The sequence below is a fragment of the Anaeropeptidivorans aminofermentans genome (assembly GCF_940670685.1).
Classification (GTDB): Bacteria; Bacillota; Clostridia; order Lachnospirales; family UBA5962; genus Anaeropeptidivorans; species Anaeropeptidivorans aminofermentans.
Window position 1 is genome coordinate 1,877,104 of sequence record NZ_OW711693.1, and the last position, 18,754, is coordinate 1,895,857.

Below are 18,754 nucleotides of genomic sequence, written 5' to 3' on the forward strand. Positions count from 1 at the left end.
TTTGAATATATTATCTATAATTATTACTTTACTGATATTCAGTCTTTTAGTTGTTGTTCATGAATGGGGGCATTTTATCGTCGCCAGAAGAAACGGAATATTGGTAGAGGAATTTGCCGTTGGCATGGGCCCTTTAATTTACGGCAAAACAAAAGGTGATACTCTTTATTCCATAAGGCTTTTTCCATTAGGCGGCTATTGCAAAATGCTTGGGGAAACAGGCGAAGAAGAGTCCAGCGATGAAAGGTCTTTTACTTCAAAAACCGTAATACAAAGGATTGCCGTCTGCCTTGCCGGCGTTATTATGAATTTTATTCTGGCTGTTTTATTGGCTACAATATCTGCCGGGTTTACAGGCTTCAACACGCCTTTAATCGTAGACGTACCGGAAGGCTATCCTGCATATGAGGCAGGGCTCCAGGCCGGAGACAAAATATTAAAGGTAGATAATCAAAACATATATACTTATGAGTATTTGGCCTATTTTCAAAGTATCAATGGCGGAAAAACAGTTGAAATCAAATACCAAAGGGACGGGAAAAACTATAATACAACACTAACCCCAGTTCTTGATACCGATCAAAACGGTTTTTCATCGTATAAATACGGTGTTAAGATGGGCGGCCGTACAGGATTATTTGAGGATGCCAGAGAAGGAATAGAAAAAGCAGGGATTCTTGAAACGTTTTCCGTAGGTTTTTACCGGGCCGGATTCTATATTAAAATTGTCATAGACAGCCTTAAGGAAATGCTGAGCTTTAATGTAAAACTTGAAGAACTTGCAGGTCCCATAGGTATAGGCCAGGTGGTTAACAACAGTATAGAGCAGTCTGCCGAATACGGCATTAGAAATACTGTATTCATGCTTATGGATTTGGCGACTCTTTTAAGCGCCAACCTTGCAGTATTAAATCTTCTTCCGATACCTGCATTAGACGGCGGAAGGATACTTTTTCTCATCATTGAAGGAATAAGAAAGAAGCCTATGGACCCGGATAAAGAAGGCTTTGTTCATTTAATAGGTTTTGCAATCGTTATTATTCTTGCTATATTGGTAGCTTATAATGATATTGTAAGATTGGTTTCAGGTTCATAAAAAATTTAGAAATTTAAGTGAGTGTTGCAAAATTCATTTTGCAACACTCACTTTTTACATAAAAATTCTCTTAAGGTTTAATTACTTATTATTACCTAAGTTTACTATAATTTGCCTATGTGGTAAAATTATAATATCACAAACAAAAAGATTAGAATTTAAGATTATATAATAACGGGGTGTTGCTCTAATGATATATGAAAGGCATAAAACAAAAGTAGTACACATAGGAGATAAGGCAATCGGGGGAGAGAATCCCATATTGATTCAATCGATGACAAATACCCGGACAGGAAATGCTTCGGCTACCATAAAGCAAATCGAAGAACTTCAAGACGAAGGCTGTGAAATAATTCGGGTTACAGTAAATGACGTAAAAGCTGCCGAAGTCCTTAAAGAAATAAGGAAAAGCATAAAAATTCCTCTCGTTGCAGATATTCATTTTGATTACAGGCTGGCAATCGCTGCAATAGAAAACGGAGCGGATAAAATACGCATAAATCCCGGAAATATCGGTTCAATCGACAGAATAAAAGCAGTCGTAGCAAAAGCAAAGGAAAGAAATATCCCCATAAGGGTAGGAGTAAACTCCGGTTCTCTTGAAAAGGAGCTTGTAGAAAAATACGGCGGTGTTACCCCTGAAGGTATCGTTGAAAGTGCCTTAAAGCAAGTAAAAATCATCGAGGATTTAGGCTATGATAATCTTGTCGTATCTCTGAAAGCCACGTCAGTGCCTTTTACTGTAAAGGCTCATGAGCTTTTCGCAAAAGAATGCAATTATCCTCTTCATATAGGCATAACAGAATCAGGAACGAATTACGGCGGTTCTATAAAATCTGCGGCAGGAATCGGAGCATTACTTACAAGAGGCCTTGGGGATACGGTGAGAGTATCTCTTACAGAAAATCCCCTCGAAGAAATAATCTGCGCCAAAGAAATATTAAAAAGCCTGGAAGTAAGAAAATTCGGAGTCAATTTCGTGTCTTGCCCCACCTGCGGAAGAACGGAAATAGACCTGATAAATCTTGCAAAAGAAGTAGAATCTAAAATCAAAAATATTAATAAGGATATAAAGGTAGCCGTAATGGGCTGTGTAGTAAACGGCCCGGGAGAAGCAAAAGATGCAGATATCGGTATCGCAGGCGGAAGAGAATGCGGCATTATATTTAGAAAAGGTGAAATACTGAAAAAGGTTCCTGAAAATGAGCTTGCAGATGCACTGGTAGAAGAAATTAATAAGCTTTAGTAGTTTAAGGATGAATCGAATGAATACTGTAAAAGAAGCAAAGAGTTTTTCCGAGGTTTTTGGCAATATAGAGCTTTCAAGAGGTCTCATTAATGCCCTAAGAAAAGTTAAGGTTGAAAGAATACTCATAAATCAGGAAGTTAGAAAAATGGAAGTATTCCTTTTATCTCAGGATATCATTCACGAGATACACCTTGACGAGCTGAAGGCTACTTTAGAGCAGGAATTTGAGCAGATAGATAGCATTGCTATAAATATAAAATATGACTTTGAAATTGATGCAAAAGATGCTCTTAAAATTTCAAAAGAAAATATTCACTATCTTATTTCATCAAGAAGCCCTTTATGCGGCAACTTAATCGGAGGCGCCGATTATGAGCTTGACGAAAATAAGCTTATTTTTCATGTTAAAAAGAATTGCTCTTATGTTCTTTATAAAAAGGAAGCAGATAAGCTTATTTCAACTTATTTAAGCTCAAGATTCGGCATTCATATTCAAGTTCATTTTAAAGATGTTGAAAAGAAAGCCTCCAATGATAAATATACTAAAAACCTTAAAGCCCTTGAAGATGAACTTGTTGAAAAAATGATAATTCATGAAGAGCCCCAAGTAAATTCAAATAACAATTCAGGACCTTCCCAAGGCCCTAATGCCGAGACCAATGAACCTCAAAAGGCCCAGCCGAGAAAACGGCTTAAATCTACGGTTAAAGTTCTTGAATCCATGCCTGAGGCAGATACCGCTCTTGATAAAGACCTTGAAATAGACAAAGAAGCAATCGTTGAAGGCCAAATATTTGATATAGACATTCGGACTACAAAAAGCGGCCTTTTAATCATAAGCTTTGACATTACAGATTTTAAAAATTCCATCACCATTAAAATGTTTTCCGATGATGAAAGCTATGACGAAGTTTATTCTGGGCTTATCAAGGAAGGAAATTTCATCAGAGTAAAAGGGAAAATCCAATTTGATGATTTTACAAAAGAAATTAATATTATGGCTAAAGAGCTTTTTAAGCCTGATACAAAAAAAGAAGAGCGTATGGACAATGCTCCCGAAAAGAGAATAGAGCTTCATTTACATACCCAAATGAGTGCCATGGACGCGGTTACCTCTGTAAGCGATTATATTAAAACAGCTGCCAAATGGGGCCATAAGGCCATCGCCGTAACAGACCACGGCGTTGTTCAGGCCTTTCCGGAAGCTATGGAAAGCGCCAAAAAACACGGTATCAAGGTAATATACGGAGTTGAAGCTTATTTGGTTGATGATATAAGCGCCATTGTACAATGCCCGAAGAATCAGGATTTTAACAGTGAGTATATTGTTTTTGACATAGAGACTACAGGCTTAAGGAAAGAAACCTGCTCTATTATTGAAATTGGCGCCGTTAAAATAAAAAACGGTGAAATCATAGATGATTTTCAGGCGCTTATCAACCCTTTTATAAAACTGCCTCAGGAAATCATCGAATTAACTAAAATAACAGATAAAATGCTTGAAGGAAAGCCGGCAATTGATAAGGTTTTGAAGGAGTTCATTGATTTCTGCGGTGATGGCGTGCTGGTAGCCCATAATGCCAATTTCGACGTAGGCTTTATCGCAAGATGGGCCGAAGAACTTTATAATATGCCTATTAATAATACGGTTCTTGACACTGTGGAGCTATCCAGAGCGCTTTTTCCTGAGCTTAATAACCATAAGCTGAATATTGTTGCAGAGAACTTAGGCATAAGCCTTAAAAACCATCATAGAGCCGTAGATGACGCGAGAGCCACAGCGGAAATTTTCTTAAAATGTATTGAGCTTTTGAAAGCAGAAAATGTGTTTAACCTTAAAGAGCTTAATGAATACGGCTCTAAACATATTAAAATCGGAAGACTTCGTACATATCATGCCATCATACTGGTACAAAATTACACGGGATTAAGAAATTTATATGAGCTTATAAGTAAAAGCCACATTGAATATTATCAGAGAAGGCCAAGAATTCCAAAAAGTGAATATTTAAAGCTTAAGGAAGGTTTGCTGATGGGAACGGCTTGTGAAGCCGGGGAGTTTTATAGAGCTGTTTTTGATAGAAAGCCCCAGGGGTATATTGATTATTTAGCTCAATTTTATGATTATTTTGAAGTTCAGCCTATTGATAACAATTTATTTATGGTAAGGGATAAACATGTAAAATCCCGTGATGATTTAATAGAAATCAATAAAAAAATAATTGAATATGCCAAGAAATACAATAAGCCGGTTGTTGCTGCCTGCGATGCGCATTTTTTAAACTCTGAGGACGAGATATTCCGTCGTATCATCATGGCAGGAGACGGGTTTGAAGATGCCGATTTACAAGCTCCTCTTTATTTCAGAACAACAGAAGAGATGCTTTCAGAATTTTCTTATTTGCCTCCGGATTTGGCAGAAGAAATCGTTATCACAAATACAAATATCATAAATACTATGATAGAAGAAATAAAGCCTATTCCAGATGAAACTTTTCCGCCTAAAATAGAAGGGGCCGAAGAAGAGCTTACAAGGCTTACAATGGAAAAGGCCAAAAGTATATACGGAGACCCTCTGCCTCAAATAGTGAATGACAGAATAGACAGAGAGCTTGGTTCTATCATAAAAAACGGCTTTTCCGTTATGTATATCATAGCTCAGAAGCTTGTTTCAAAGTCCGAAAGCGAGGGATACCTTGTAGGCTCCAGAGGCTCTGTTGGCTCTTCTTTTGTTGCCACAATGTCCGGCATAACGGAAGTGAATCCTTTGCCGCCCCATTACGTATGCCCCAATTGCAAATATTCGGAGTTTGATTCAGAAGATATTAGTGGGTTTATATCGGAAAACCCCGGCGGCTCCGGCTGTGACATGAAAGATAAGCTTTGCCCCATATGTAAGACCCCCTTAAATAAAGACGGCCATGATATACCCTTTGAAACCTTCTTGGGCTTTGACGGAGACAAAGAACCGGATATAGACCTTAACTTTTCAGGAGAATATCAGGCAAAGGCTCATGCTTATACAGAAGAGCTCTTTGGTGAAGGCCATGTATTTAAAGCAGGAACCATAGGCACATTAGCGGATAAGACGGCTTATGGCTATGTTAAAAAGTATTTTGAAGAAAGAGGCGTAGTTGTAAGAAATGCCGAAGTAAACCGTATTAAAAAAGGCCTTACGGGAATAAAACGAACGACGGGGCAGCACCCAGGGGGGCTTATGGTAGTGCCAAACGACCATAGTATCTATGAATTCTGCCCGGTTCAGAGACCGGCAAACGATAATAAATCCAATGTTACAACAACTCATTTCGATTATCATTCTATCAGCGGAAGGCTTCTAAAGCTTGATATTCTGGGCCATGACGTTCCGACAATCATAAGAATGCTCCATGATACCACAGGGATTGACCCTCAGAAGATTCCTTTGGGAGACCCAAAAGTAATAAGCCTTTTTACATCGCCTGAGGCCCTTGGCGTAACCGAAGAGGACATAGAATGTAAAACCGGAAGCCTTGGCCTTCCTGAATTCGGAACAAGCTTCGTAAGGCAGATGCTCCTTGATACAAGGCCGTCAAGTTTTGGAGAGCTTGTGAGAATATCAGGGCTTTCCCATGGTACCGATGTATGGTTTAATAATGCCCAGGAGCTTATAAGGAAAAGAATATGCACGCTTAAAGAAGTTATTCCTACAAGAGATGATATTATGGTTTACTTAATAGCCCATGGAGTCGAAAAAAAGACCTCCTTCAAAATAATGGAAAGCGTCCGTAAAGGAAAAGGTCTTACGAAAGAATACGAAGAAGTCATGCTTGATAACGAAGTTCCCGAATGGTACATAGATTCCTGCAAGAAAATCAAATATATGTTCCCTAAGGGCCATGCCGTGGCCTATGTTATGATGACGGTAAGGATTGGGTATTTTAAGATTTATTATCCTTATAGCTTTTATGCAGCTATATTTTCCGTTAAATTTGAGGATTTTGACTATGAAATTATGTGCAAAGGCCGTGAAACAGCAAGAAATGAATTAAAGCGTATAAGAGCTCTTGGAAATGATGCTTCTGCCAAAGAAAAGAACCTGATGACAACATTAGAGCTGGTAAATGAAATGTATGCCAGAGGCCTTAATTTCATTCATCTTAATTTGTACGAAGCAAATACCACTAAATTTAAGGTATTTGAAGACGGAATTATGCCGCCTTTATGTTCTATACAGGGATTAGGGGAAACGGTTGCACAAAATATCATAGAAGCAAGAAAAGACGGAGAATTTCTTTCCATAGAAGAATTCAGAGAAAGAACAAAAGCCACGAAAACAGTTATAGAACTTTTAAAGAAAAATAATCTTCTTGAAGGAATACCTGAGACCAATCAGCTGTCCTTATTTTAAAAGACTAAGAAATTATTTTTCGTATATAATAAGATTAAATGAAATAAATAATGTAATATGTTATATTAATCATCAATTATAATATAAATGCACAGTAGCCATAAAAAGCATACTGTGCACTTATATTATACATAACTATTCATTAAAGTGTGATTTCGCGAATAGTTGTATCTACACTACTGCTTGATTCCAAACAGCGCTTTTGAAAATTCCTCTGCATTAAACGGCTGTAAATCATCTATAGCTTCTCCTACGCCTATATAGCGCACAGGAACATTCAGCTCATTTTTAATCGCTATAATAATTCCGCCTTTGGCTGTACCGTCGAGCTTTGTTAAAACGATTCCCGTTATATTGGCAGCTTCTTTAAATATTTTTGCCTGCTGCAATGCGTTTTGGCCTGTGGTTGCATCAAGGACAAGCAAAACTTCCTGATGGGCTTCCGGATATTCGCGTTCTATAACTCTGTATATTTTTTTAAGCTCTTCCATGAGGTTCTTTTTATTATGAAGCCTTCCGGCTGTATCACATATTAATAAATCGGCATTTCTTGATTTCGCGGCTTTAATTCCATCAAATATTACGGCTGCAGGATCGGAATTTTCCTGATGTTTAATGATATCTACCGAATTTCTGTTTGCCCATATTTCAAGCTGATCTATGGCTGCGGCCCTGAAAGTATCGGCGGCTGCAAGAACAACTTTTTTACCTTCGCGCTTATATTTATTCGTAAGCTTTCCTATGGTGGTCGTTTTTCCAACGCCGTTTACGCCAATCACAAGCATTACCGACGGAGAGCTTAAATTAAGAGGTTCTTCGTCCTTTTTAAGAATTTCCGTAATTTCTTCAATTAAAAGTGTTTTAAGGCTTTCTACGTCTGTAATCCTGTTCTTTTTAGCCTTTGTTCTAAGCTCTTCTATAATGGACATAGAAGTTTCTACACCAATGTCTGCCAGTATAAGAGCTTCTTCAAGCTCGTCAAAAAGCTCATCGTCAATTACGGTAAATACGCTTAAAACATTTTCTACACCGCCTAAGATATTTTTCCTGGTCTTATCAAGGCCTTCAAACATCTTCTGAAAAAAGCCTTTTTTAGATGCATTTTCTTCTTTGGGCTCTTCTGTCTCTATTGCTTCTTCGATTTCTTCAAGATCTTCAATTTCCTCTTCTTCATAAGAAGAAAGACTTTTAGTTTCGGATTCGGAAGCTTCTTCTTCAATATTACTATCTAAATTACTATCGAAAGGAAGCTCCTCTGTATTTTTGTCTTCTTCTTTAAAATCATTATTGTTATTTTTATCGCCGAATATTTTCTTAAAAAAGCTCATTTTTTTCTCCTTATTTCTATAAAGTTTATGCTGTGGTGGCAATGTTATCTTCAAGCCTTACGCTTACAAGCTTTGATATTCCCTGCTCCTGCATGGTAATACCATATAAAACGTCTGCATTTTCCATTACGGCTTTCCTATGGGTTATCAAAATAAATTGTGTATTATCTTGATTCTTTTGAAGGGTTCTGATATAGTCTGCGTATTTGTATACATTGGCATCATCAAGGGCTGCCTCAATTTCATCAAGAATGCAAAACGGCGAAGGCTTCATCTTAAATATGGCAAAAAGCAGTGCTATTGCCGTTAAGGAGCGCTCCCCTCCTGAAAGAAGGGATAAGTTTTGCAGATTTTTCCCTGGCGGCTGTGCTATAATTTCTATACCGGATTCCAGTAAATTATCTTCATCTGTAAGCCTCAAATAAGCTTTTCCTCCGCCGAACATTTCCTTAAAAACTGTATTAAAATTATCGGAGATGATTTTAAAATGGCTTGCAAACCGCTCTTCCATAAGAGCACTTAATTTTGCAATGATATCCTTAAGCTTCTCTTCTGCGTCTAATATATCATTTCTTTGAACCGTAAGGAAATCATAGCGTTCTTTCAGAAGCTGATATTCTTCTATAGCCCCTATATTTACATTGCCAAGAGATTTAATTTCAGCTTTAAGCCTTCGTTCATTCGATTGAAGCTTATTCAAGCTATAATCGAGTCTTTCGTATTTTGAGGCCTGATTATAGGTTATTTCATAATTATCCCACATATTATCATAAAGCGCCCTTAGCTGCTCATTAATATGTTCTTTTTTCATTTCGAGACGAGATAGTTCGCTTTTTAAATTTGATAAAACCTCCGATTGTTCCATCAGGTTTTTTTCTGATTCTTCTATCTTTAATTTTAAGCTTTGTTTATTTTCTTGGAGAAGCGTTAGTTCATTTGACAAAGAAGCATGATTCTCCCTTAATTCCTTTATCTTTTCTCCCAGATTTAAAATTTCTGTTTCTTTTTCTTTAATTATAAGCCTTTTATCTTCTTCGTCCTTTTCGTTTTTTACTATGGAAGCTTCCGATTCAGATAAATCCGTCTCTATTCTTTTAATATTATCGTCAAAGGATTTAATTTTTTCTTCTATGGAGCTTATCTCTACTTTTAAATCCGTTATTTTGGAAAGCCTTTCATCTTTTTCAAGCTTTCTTATGGAAACGGATTTTTGGATTTGAGCAATTTCATCTTTAATAGAATTAATTTTTTCTTCAATCAATTCTTTGCTTTGATTTTTATCTCTTATAGCATGGTTTACTTCTATTATCTTATCCATAATGCTTTTATCTTCTATAATAAGAGCATTTAAGCTGTTGTTTAAAGAAAGAATATTCTCCTCTGCTTGAGAAAGCTTATGGCTTAAGGAGTTCATTTCAATTTCTATGCTATGGAGGCTATTTTTATTTTCCTCCTCCTGAATAAATATTGCATCAAGCTGTTTATTGATTGATATAAGGGTATTATTCAGCTTTTCTTCAGAGGATTGAAGGCTTTTAATTTTATCTTTAAGGTCTGAGATTTCTCTGTTTCTTGTAAATATTCCGCCGGAATTTTGGTTTATGCTTCCGCCGGTAATAGAGCCGCCGATATTAAACAAATCCCCTTGAATAGAAACTATTTTAAAGGCATTTTTATATTTTTTTGAAAGCCTGATTCCTGTGTCTATATGGTCAACTACAATTACTCTTTCTAAAAGACTGGAAAAAACATTTTCAAATCGTAAATCATACTCAACCAAGTCCTTGGCTATGCCTACTACCCCGCTTTCTTCTAAAATACTTTTATTTGCTATTTTAGAAGAAGGTTTTATAGCAGTTAAAGGCAGAAATGTAGCCCTTCCGCTATTGCTTCTTTTTAAAAAACTTATTGCTTCTTTCGCATCTTCTTCCGTTTCGGTTATTATATTTTGAACGGAAGCGGATAAGGCTATTTCTATTGCAGTTTCATAGCCTTCCTTTACTTTAAGAATTTCTCCTACGGCGCCTATGACGCCTTTCAGCTCATTTTTGTTATTTTTCTTATGAACAAGGATATTTTTAACTGATTTGTAATATCCTTCATAATTACATTCAAGCTCTGAAAGCACCTTAAGCCTTGAAGTCAATGCCTGTAAAGCGTTATTTGTTTTTGAAAGCTCATTTTTAGAAAGATTTTTATTCTGGTTTAAATCAATTTTTTCTTTTGAAAGGGTTTCTAAAATCCTTTTTATATTTAAAATCCTGCTTTCGCCGGAATTAATCTCTTTTTCAAATTCAAGCTTGTTTTTTTCCTGCTCTTTAAGAGCGGATAAAGTTCTGCTTTTTTCGGACGAAAGGCTTTCCTTTCTTAATTCCAACTGCTCATAAAGCCCTTCTGTTTTTTGAATTTCTCCCTTTATATCTGAAAGCAAATTCATATTTTCAATGATGCTTGCATTAAATGCTTCTATTTTTTCTTCTTCTTCGGTCATGATACTTGAAAAACCCTCAAATGCCTTAGATTTTTCATCTAATTCTTTTTTAAGGCTTTCAAGCTGATTCATGTGAGAAGCTCTTTCATTATGAATGGAACTTAATATTTTTTTGTTTTCGGATATTGAAAAATTTGCAGATTGAATGAACTTTTCTATGCTTTCAATATTCGATAAAATATGATTTATTTTTTCTCTGGAAAGAACAATATCATTTTCCGTCTGTTCTGTATTGGAACGCAAATCCGAAAGCAGATTAGAAGTCTCCTGAATTTTTGCTTCACAGTATTCTTCTTTTTGCTTTAAATCCCCTATTTCAAGATTGATTTCTTCTTTTATTTTGTTCTGCTCTGAAATCTGAATCGTTGTATTGGATATATCATTATCCACATCTTTTATTTTTTCGGAAAATCCTTCAACTTCATTTACGAAGATATTTACTTGGGTAAGTTTTAATTCTTCCGCAAGGAGCATATATTTTTTAGCTGTTTTTGCCTGTTCTTCAAGAGGGCCTATTTTATCTTCTATTTCAAAAAGAATGTCCTCTACTCTTAGAATGTTTTGCCTTTCTTTTTCCAGCTTATTAAGGGCCTCGTATCTTCTGGCCTTATACTTCACGATGCCTGCTGCCTCTTCAAATAAAAGCCTTCTGTCTTCCCCTTTAGAAGAAAGCACTTCTTCTATTTTTCCCTGGCCCACGATGGAATAGCCTTCCTTGCCTATGCCCGTATCCATAAACATTTCATGAATATCCTTAAGCCTGCATACAGTGCCGTTCAGCTGATATTCGCTTTCCCCTGAACGATAGACCCTCCTTTTAATGGTGATTTCGGAATAATCAATATTAAGAGCTTTGTCTTCATTATCTATTGTAAGGGCAACCTCTGCAAAGCTTAAAGGCCTTCTATTTTCCGTTCCGGCAAAGATAACGTCTTCCATTTTTGCGCCTCTTAAGTTTTTAGCGCTTTGCTCCCCAAGAACCCAACGAACAGCGTCTGATATATTGCTTTTTCCGCTGCCGTTAGGTCCTACAACTGCCGTTATGCCTTTATTAAATTCTAATTTGATTTTTTCTGGAAAGGATTTAAAGCCTGTAAGCTCTAAGCGTTTTAAATACATAATACCCTCCCGTAGAATTATTCTAATCCTATAAACCTAAATTAAGCAGCTATCGCAGATAAACACATACAATAGCTGCCTAAACGAATTATTAATTTCTAACTACGATATTTACGATTTTACCGGGAACATAGATTTCTTTTACAATACTTACGCCTTCCAGCTTTTCTCTTAAAGCTTCCTTCGCCTGTTCAATGATTACTTCTTTTGGATCGTCTGCCGAAATGCTTAAATTCCCTCTAAGCTTTCCGTTAATCTGAAGCGCTATTTCAACGGTATCTTCCTTAAGCTTTTCTGTGAAGAACTCCGGCCAGCTCTGATCAAATACAGTATCCTTATGACCTGTTAATTCCCATATTTCTTCCGAAATGTGAGGGGCAAAAGGTGAAAGCATAATTGTAAGGGCTTCTAAAGTTTCCATATCGATTCCGTCGTGCTTTTTAGCAAGCTCGATAATTTTATTGGTATATTCCATAAATCCGCTTACTACGGTATTTAACGTAAAATTATTGAACCTGGTAGTTATTTCATAAATCATTTTATTTCTTACAAAGTCATATTCATTGTTTGGCTCTATGATTTTATCCTTATATTCATTTATAAGCTTCCAAAGTTTTGTTAAATATCGATAAACGCCGTCTATTCCTGAATCGCTCCACTCAACGTCAAGCTCCGGAGGGCCAACGAAAAGCTCATACATTCTAAGGGAATCACAGCCGTATCTTTCAAGCATATCATCAGGAGAAACATAATTTCCCTTTGATTTAGACATTTTTATACCGTCTTTATTCACCATTCCCTGATTGAAAAGCCTGATAAAAGGTTCTTCAAATTCTACGGCACCTATATCGTATAAGAATTTAGTGTAGAATCTTGCATAAAGAAGATGAAGAACGGCATGCTCTATTCCGCCGATATACATATCCACAGGAAGCCATGCTCTAAGGCTTTCTTTAGAGGCAAACTCGTCATCATTATGAGGATCCGGATATCTTAAGAAATACCACGAGGAGCCTGCCCACTGAGGCATTGTATTTGTTTCTCTCTTTGCAGGGCCTCCGCATATAGGGCAAGTAGTATTGACCCATTCATCAATGGCGGAAAGGGGCGATTCTCCCGTATCCGTCGGCTGATAGCTTTCAACATTGGGAAGAACTACAGGAAGGTCTTCTTCAGGCACAGGAACCGTTCCGCATTTCTCGCAGTGGATAATAGGGATAGGTTCTCCCCAGTAGCGCTGCCTTGAAAATACCCAGTCTCTAAGCTTGTAATTGATTGTTTTCTTGCCGATTCCGTTTTCTTCAAGGTAGGAAGCAATTACTTCCTTTGCTTCTGTTGAAGGAATTCCATTAAAATGGGCAGAATTAATCATAATGCCTTCCTCAGTATAAGCTTCTTCAAGCTCCATATCCTGAGAACCTTCTTTTGTTATAACCTGCGTTATTTTAAGGCCGAATTTTTTGGCAAATTCAAAGTCCCTTTCGTCATGAGCGGGAACGCACATGATTGCGCCTGTTCCGTAGTCTTCAAGAACATAATCGGCAACCCAGATAGGAATTCTTTCATTATTAAGAGGATTTACTGCATATGAGCCGGTAAAGACCCCTGTTTTTTCCTTGCTTGAAACTCTGTCTACAGAGGATTTTGTGCTGGCGGCAAATACATACTCGTCAATAGCCTCTTTTTGTTCAGAGCTTGTAAGCTCGCTTACAAGCTTATGGCCTGGGGCAAGCACCATAAAAGTAGCACCGTAAAGAGTATCTGGCCTTGTGGTAAATACCTTGATACGCTTATGAAGCCCTTCTACTTCAAAATCTATCTCAGCACCGTAGCTTTTACCTATCCAGTCTGACTGCATTTTCTTTACCTTTTCAGGCCAGTCCAGTTTATCAAGGTCATTTAAAAGCCTTTCGGCGTATTTGGTAATTTTAAGCATCCACTGACGGAGCATTTTCTTTGTTACTACAGAGCCGCATCTGTCACATACGCCGTTTGTGGCTTCTTCATTGGCAAGAACAGCCTTACATTTTGGACACCAGTTTAAAGGCATTTCTTTTTCATAGGCAAGGCCTTCCTTAAACATTTTCACAAATATCCACTGAGTCCATTTATAATAGCTTGGATCTGTAGTATTAATTTCTTTGCTCCAGTCGAAAACAGCACTTAAATCCTTAAGCTGTCTTTTAAAGTTCTCAACACTTTCCGCCGTTGAAACAGCAGGGTGAACGCCTTGCGTAATTGCGTAATTTTCAGCAGGAAGACCAAAAGCGTCAAATCCCATGGGGTGAAGAACTTCAAATCCCTGTAATATTTTATAGCGGCTTATGGCGTCACCTACGACATATCCTCTCCAATGGCCTACATGAAGTCCTGCTGCCGAAGGATATGGGAACATATCAAGGCAGTAATACTTGGGTTTTTTATCATTAGGCAAATTAATAGGATTTTCTTCCCATCTCTTACGCCACTTTTTTTCGATCGCAATATGGTCGTAATGCTTGCTCATTTAAAACGTCCTCTCTTTTAAATTGATGCTTTCATATATAATTATAAATTATTTCTTAATAAGAATAAGCTTTTATACTATACTGTTTTATCATAAATAGCCTAAAAATGCAAGAATTTCTTAATAATATGACGGCTTATGGGGCCATTATGGCAGTTCATGAATAAAAGAACAGCAATATGTAGATTAATTTAAAACAGAGGTCATTTCTAAGAAATCGTCTATGGAAAAGAGATAGATATATACTTCTTTTACTTTCATATTCATGCTTCTTTCCAAAGCCTTTTTATAGATGGAAAGCTGAACCTGATATCGTTCTTTTATTATATTAATATTATTTTTAGATATATAATCGCTTTTATAATCTACGAGAACTAATCCGTCCTCTTCTTCAAAAAAAAGGTCTATTATGCCGTGAACAAGAAGACACCCTTCCCCATGGCCCATTAAATATGCCTCTTCAGAAGATATATCCATTACAAAGGGCATTTCTTTTTTTATGAATTTGGCTTTTCTTATTCTTTCTGAAAGAGAACTGTTCATAAAACGATAGATCTTTTCTATGGAAATCCCATTGGCTTCTTCTTCAGAGAATATATTTTTTGCCGTAAGATTATAAATTAAATTTTTAATATCCTCTTTATTGTAAAATACTTTAAGGTCAAAATGTTCCATTAATGTATGAATTGCGGTACCCTTATCCAAGGAAGAAAGAGGTTCGCCTTGTTTAATAAAATCAGGATCCCGAAATACGGGATATGAAAAATCAGAACTTTCCTCTCCTATTTCAAATTTCTTACGGCTGTAATAATTTCTCTTTATTTCTGAAATTGAAAGCTTTGAAGGCAGAGATAAAATGTTATCATATCGATAAATCCAATTAAAGCATTCTTCCAAAGAAGCATAGGCATCTTTATCAATAAGATAATCGTTATCTTCGCAATCATGATGAAAATCTTCACGAATCAATTCATCTATATCGATTTGATAATTTACTATTTCAATTTCCCATTTTGATAAATCGTTAAATAGCTCCAAATTCAAAGGATTATCAATATTATAGACTTCTTTTATCTTATTGAAACCATCCTTATGCCGTAAAACAGCATACATTATCATATCCAGATAGTTAACGGCACTTAATATATATTGATGAGGTATTTTTGCATTATCAACTTGAGAAAGTTTGGACCATTTTTTTATCTGGCCTTCTGCGCCTGAGATGCTTCCTGTAATAATGAGCTTTTCCTTCGCTCTGGTTAATGCAACGTATAATATTCTAAGTTCTTCAGAATAGTTTTCCTCATGTATTTTTTCAGCTAAGGCACATTTGGCGATTGTATTGCTTTTTATTCGCATCTCCAAATCCACATATCCCGGTCCTAAGCCTAAATGGTCATGAAGAACAATATCCTGATATTCATCTCTTAAATTAAACTTTTTACCGCAGAAGGCAAGAAATACGATAGGAAATTCAAGGCCCTTTGATTTATGAATCGTCATTATACGAACTACATTTTCATTTTCGCTTAGAGCATTTGCACTGCCTACTTGAGTATCCCGCTTAATAATCTTCTCAATATATTTTATAAAGCTAAAAAGCCCCTTTAAGCTGGTGTTTTCAAATCTAAAGGCGTATTGCTCCAGAGCGCGTAAATTTGCCTGCCGCATGGTCCCGCCGGGCATGGCCCCTACATAATTAAAGTAATTCGTATGCCTGTAAAGCATTCCTATAAATTTTGAAACAGGCCTATATTTGCTTTCTTTTCTGAAATATTCTAAATCATCGGTAAATTTCTTTAGTTTATCATATGTATTTTTAGGTAAAGAGCTGTTTTCTTCTGAAAGTAAGGATAATATGCCGTCGTAATAATACCCGTCAGGTGACGCCATTCTTATTTGGCAAAGCTCATCGGGATTTACCGAATAAATAGGCGAATGAAGGATTGCGGCTAAATGGATATCCTGCCTTGGGTTATCTATGATGCTTAAAAGGCTTATGATTGTGAGAACTTCAATATTTTCAAAATATCCGCCGGAATTATCTGCATAGGCTGGTATCCCCATTTTGCTAAGCTCATCTATTAAGGTATCTGCATCACTTAAAGACCTTGTTAAGATAACGATATCTTTAAAATCAGGGTTACGGAAGCGCTCCCCTTCCCTATCCCAAATTTTTGTATCGTTTTCTCCCTTTATCATTTTAAGAATACGGCTTCCTATAGCTTTTGCTTCATATTCAACTTTATTAATATTTTCTATGATTTCATCATCGGCCGGCTCGTTTTTTGTATCGCATAAGAGTATTTCCACCGCTTCATTCGCTTCCGGGTAAGACGCCCCGTAATTCAGCCATTCATTTACATCATAGCGAACATCACCTATTTCAAGGCTCATAAGCTGCTTAAAAAGGAAATTGGAAGCGTCAAGAATGCCTTTCCTGCTTCTGAAATTGGTAGATAAATCTATCTTTTTATTATGATTGCTTATAGAATAAGCATAATATTTTTCTTTAAATATTTCGGGCTTTGCCCTTCGGAATTTATAAATGCTCTGCTTTAAATCCCCTACCATAAACCTATTATTTTCCCTTGAAACTAAAGAAAGAATAGCCTCTTGAATATCATTGCTGTCCTGATATTCATCTGTAAAAACCTCTTCAAACTTATCACGATACTCTTTTGAAGCTTCTTCGCTTGTGCTTAATATTTTTAGGCAGAAATGTTCAAGGTCATTAAAATCAAGAATGTTTTTTTCAAGTTTATTAAGGGCATATCTTTTTCTAAATTCCTTAATGATTTCAATCAGTTTAAGGACATAAGGATATAAAGTACTGATATCTTTTATCTGCCCATAAGGCGGTTTGAAGAAAAATTTCTCTTTGATTTTACTGATTTCCTTCTTTATGTAATTATCCCTGATATCTTTGAAAGCCTGTTTTAAATCTTCGTCTATAGTATCAGAGGCCCTAATTGTCTGAAGGCTTGCAAAAGATATATTGGAAAATCCTTCATATAAACTCTCAAAGCTATCTGATGCCTTTATAAGGGCTTTAATCAGCTCTATATCTGAATGAATGGCATCAGCATACTTAAGGGGTCCGTTAGGCTTATTGCATATTTCAAGGGCCATTAAAGCTTCTTCATGCAGTGCATAAAGCCTTCTTTTTACCGATTCTTTTATAATCTCTATCCATTTAATACTGTCTATATTTTTTTCTCTAATATTAAATTCTTCGGCACAGCTATCAAGCCATTTTTCAGGATATAAGCTGTTATTGGAAAATTCATATATTCGATGAATAAGGCTTTTTAATTTTTCATCTGTAAATTTATCGCTGAAAATTTCTATAAGCTCGTAAAAAATCTCATTGTTTTCTTTCTCATATTCTTCAAGGAAAATATCATTTAGTATTTCTTCCTGCATTATGCTTATTTCCGCAGTATCCCCTATTTTATAAGAAGGGTCTATGGATATAATGTGAAAATATTTTCGTATTACACTGTTACAGAAGGAATGTATGGTGCTTATAGAGGCTTTGTTAAGTAAATTTATCTGCTTTCTCAAATGCTCGTTAAAAGGATCATTTTCCAAAGCCTTCGATAAAGCTAAAGTAATACGCTGTTTCATTTCATAAGCCGCAGCCTCAGTAAACGTAACAACAAGAAGCCTGTCCACGTCTACAGGGTTTTCATTGTCTTTTATTAAGTTTATAATCCTTTCTACAAGCACGGCTGTTTTTCCGCTTCCCGCCGCTGCCGATACCAAAAGATTGCAATTTCTCTGATCTATTGCCTGCTGCTGTTCAGGTGTAAATTTTACCAATTTTAAGGCCCCTTATTTTTATACTAGGCGGTTTTTCTGAATTTTACGTATCTGTCGTAATTTTCCAAAAACCTCATATAAGAATTATAAAGAAAATTAGACATTAATGCAAGATTAAGGGGGCTTGGCAATTTATTTTTAAAAAGTATGGTGCAGATATATAAATTCATTTCAAGCTCCATTATGCTTGATTGGTCCATAGCTTTTCCAAAGAAATATTTTATTTTTTTGATTTCGCCCTTGCTATAATTAAAGACTTTTATCATTCCCTCTTTTACTGCTTCTTTATATTCTAAGGGCATGTCCGCATTTTTTAAAAACATAAATACGATATACATTCCTGAAACCTTATATAGCCTTGGAATGTCGGATATAATAAGACTGTTGATATTTTTATGCTGCGTATATTTTGATGCATCTTCAAGAAATATCTGGCTTTCGCTCATTATATTGCATATAATTTGAAGCATGAGGGACTTTATCTGATTATCTTTAATGTTTTCCGCCCTTATAAAATAATGATTGCCGGTATCTGTGATAAGCTCTTCAGAAGAAATCTTATATTGTTTAAGAATTTTACGGGTAATGGGATTCTTTGTTTCCATATTCTACCAACTCCTTTTGCTTAATACTACCATAAGACATTTTATAAGTAAATTTGATTTGTGTAATAAAATATAGTAATTTATTGTGTTTTACTTGCAAAAATACGATTAATAGATATAAATCACCATAATATTTAATGATTGT

The 18,754-nt window shown here is 36.0% G+C and carries 8 protein-coding genes; 3 read left to right on the forward strand and 5 right to left on the reverse strand.

The window, feature by feature from the left end:
- Window position 1 precedes the first annotated feature (1 nt).
- The 3 genes from NBX03_RS07855 to NBX03_RS07865 all read left to right on the forward strand — a co-directional run bounded on the left by NBX03_RS07855 (window position 2) and on the right by NBX03_RS07865 (window position 6,735).
- The gene (locus NBX03_RS07855) at window positions 2-1,096 is read left to right on the forward strand and encodes a M50 family metallopeptidase (protein WP_250230192.1); all 1,095 of its coding nucleotides are present in this window, start codon (window positions 2-4) and stop codon (window positions 1,094-1,096) included.
- A gap of 190 nt (window positions 1,097-1,286) precedes the next feature.
- Window positions 1,287-2,342 (forward strand): flavodoxin-dependent (E)-4-hydroxy-3-methylbut-2-enyl-diphosphate synthase, encoded by a 1,056-nt coding sequence (ispG, locus tag NBX03_RS07860; RefSeq protein ID WP_330638518.1) that lies wholly within the window; start codon window positions 1,287-1,289, stop codon window positions 2,340-2,342.
- A 19-nt stretch (window positions 2,343-2,361) separates the two neighbouring features.
- Window positions 2,362-6,735, forward strand: coding sequence for a PolC-type DNA polymerase III (locus NBX03_RS07865; RefSeq protein WP_250227237.1), 4,374 nt, complete (start codon window positions 2,362-2,364; stop codon window positions 6,733-6,735).
- A 176-nt stretch (window positions 6,736-6,911) separates the two neighbouring features.
- Here NBX03_RS07865 and ftsY read toward each other — a convergent pair whose 3' ends face one another.
- From ftsY to NBX03_RS07890, 5 genes are all read right to left on the reverse strand, one after another.
- On the reverse strand, window positions 6,912-7,808 hold the full coding sequence (gene ftsY / locus NBX03_RS07870; protein ID WP_334303377.1) for a signal recognition particle-docking protein FtsY: 897 nt from the start codon (window positions 7,806-7,808) through the stop codon (window positions 6,912-6,914).
- Between the two features lie 280 nt (window positions 7,809-8,088).
- Complete coding sequence (smc, locus tag NBX03_RS07875) at window positions 8,089-11,673, reverse strand: chromosome segregation protein SMC (protein ID WP_250227239.1); 3,585 nt, start codon at window positions 11,671-11,673, stop codon at window positions 8,089-8,091.
- A gap of 91 nt (window positions 11,674-11,764) precedes the next feature.
- Complete coding sequence (gene leuS, locus NBX03_RS07880) at window positions 11,765-14,179, reverse strand: leucine--tRNA ligase (RefSeq protein ID WP_250227240.1); 2,415 nt, start codon at window positions 14,177-14,179, stop codon at window positions 11,765-11,767.
- Window positions 14,180-14,365: 186 nt separating this feature from the next.
- Entirely contained in the window at window positions 14,366-18,004 is a 3,639-nt protein-coding gene (gene addA, locus NBX03_RS07885) for a helicase-exonuclease AddAB subunit AddA (protein WP_250227241.1), read from the reverse strand.
- 23 nt (window positions 18,005-18,027) lie between these two features.
- On the reverse strand, window positions 18,028-18,609 hold the full coding sequence (locus NBX03_RS07890; RefSeq protein WP_250227242.1) for a hypothetical protein: 582 nt from the start codon (window positions 18,607-18,609) through the stop codon (window positions 18,028-18,030).
- Window positions 18,610-18,754 lie beyond the last annotated feature (145 nt).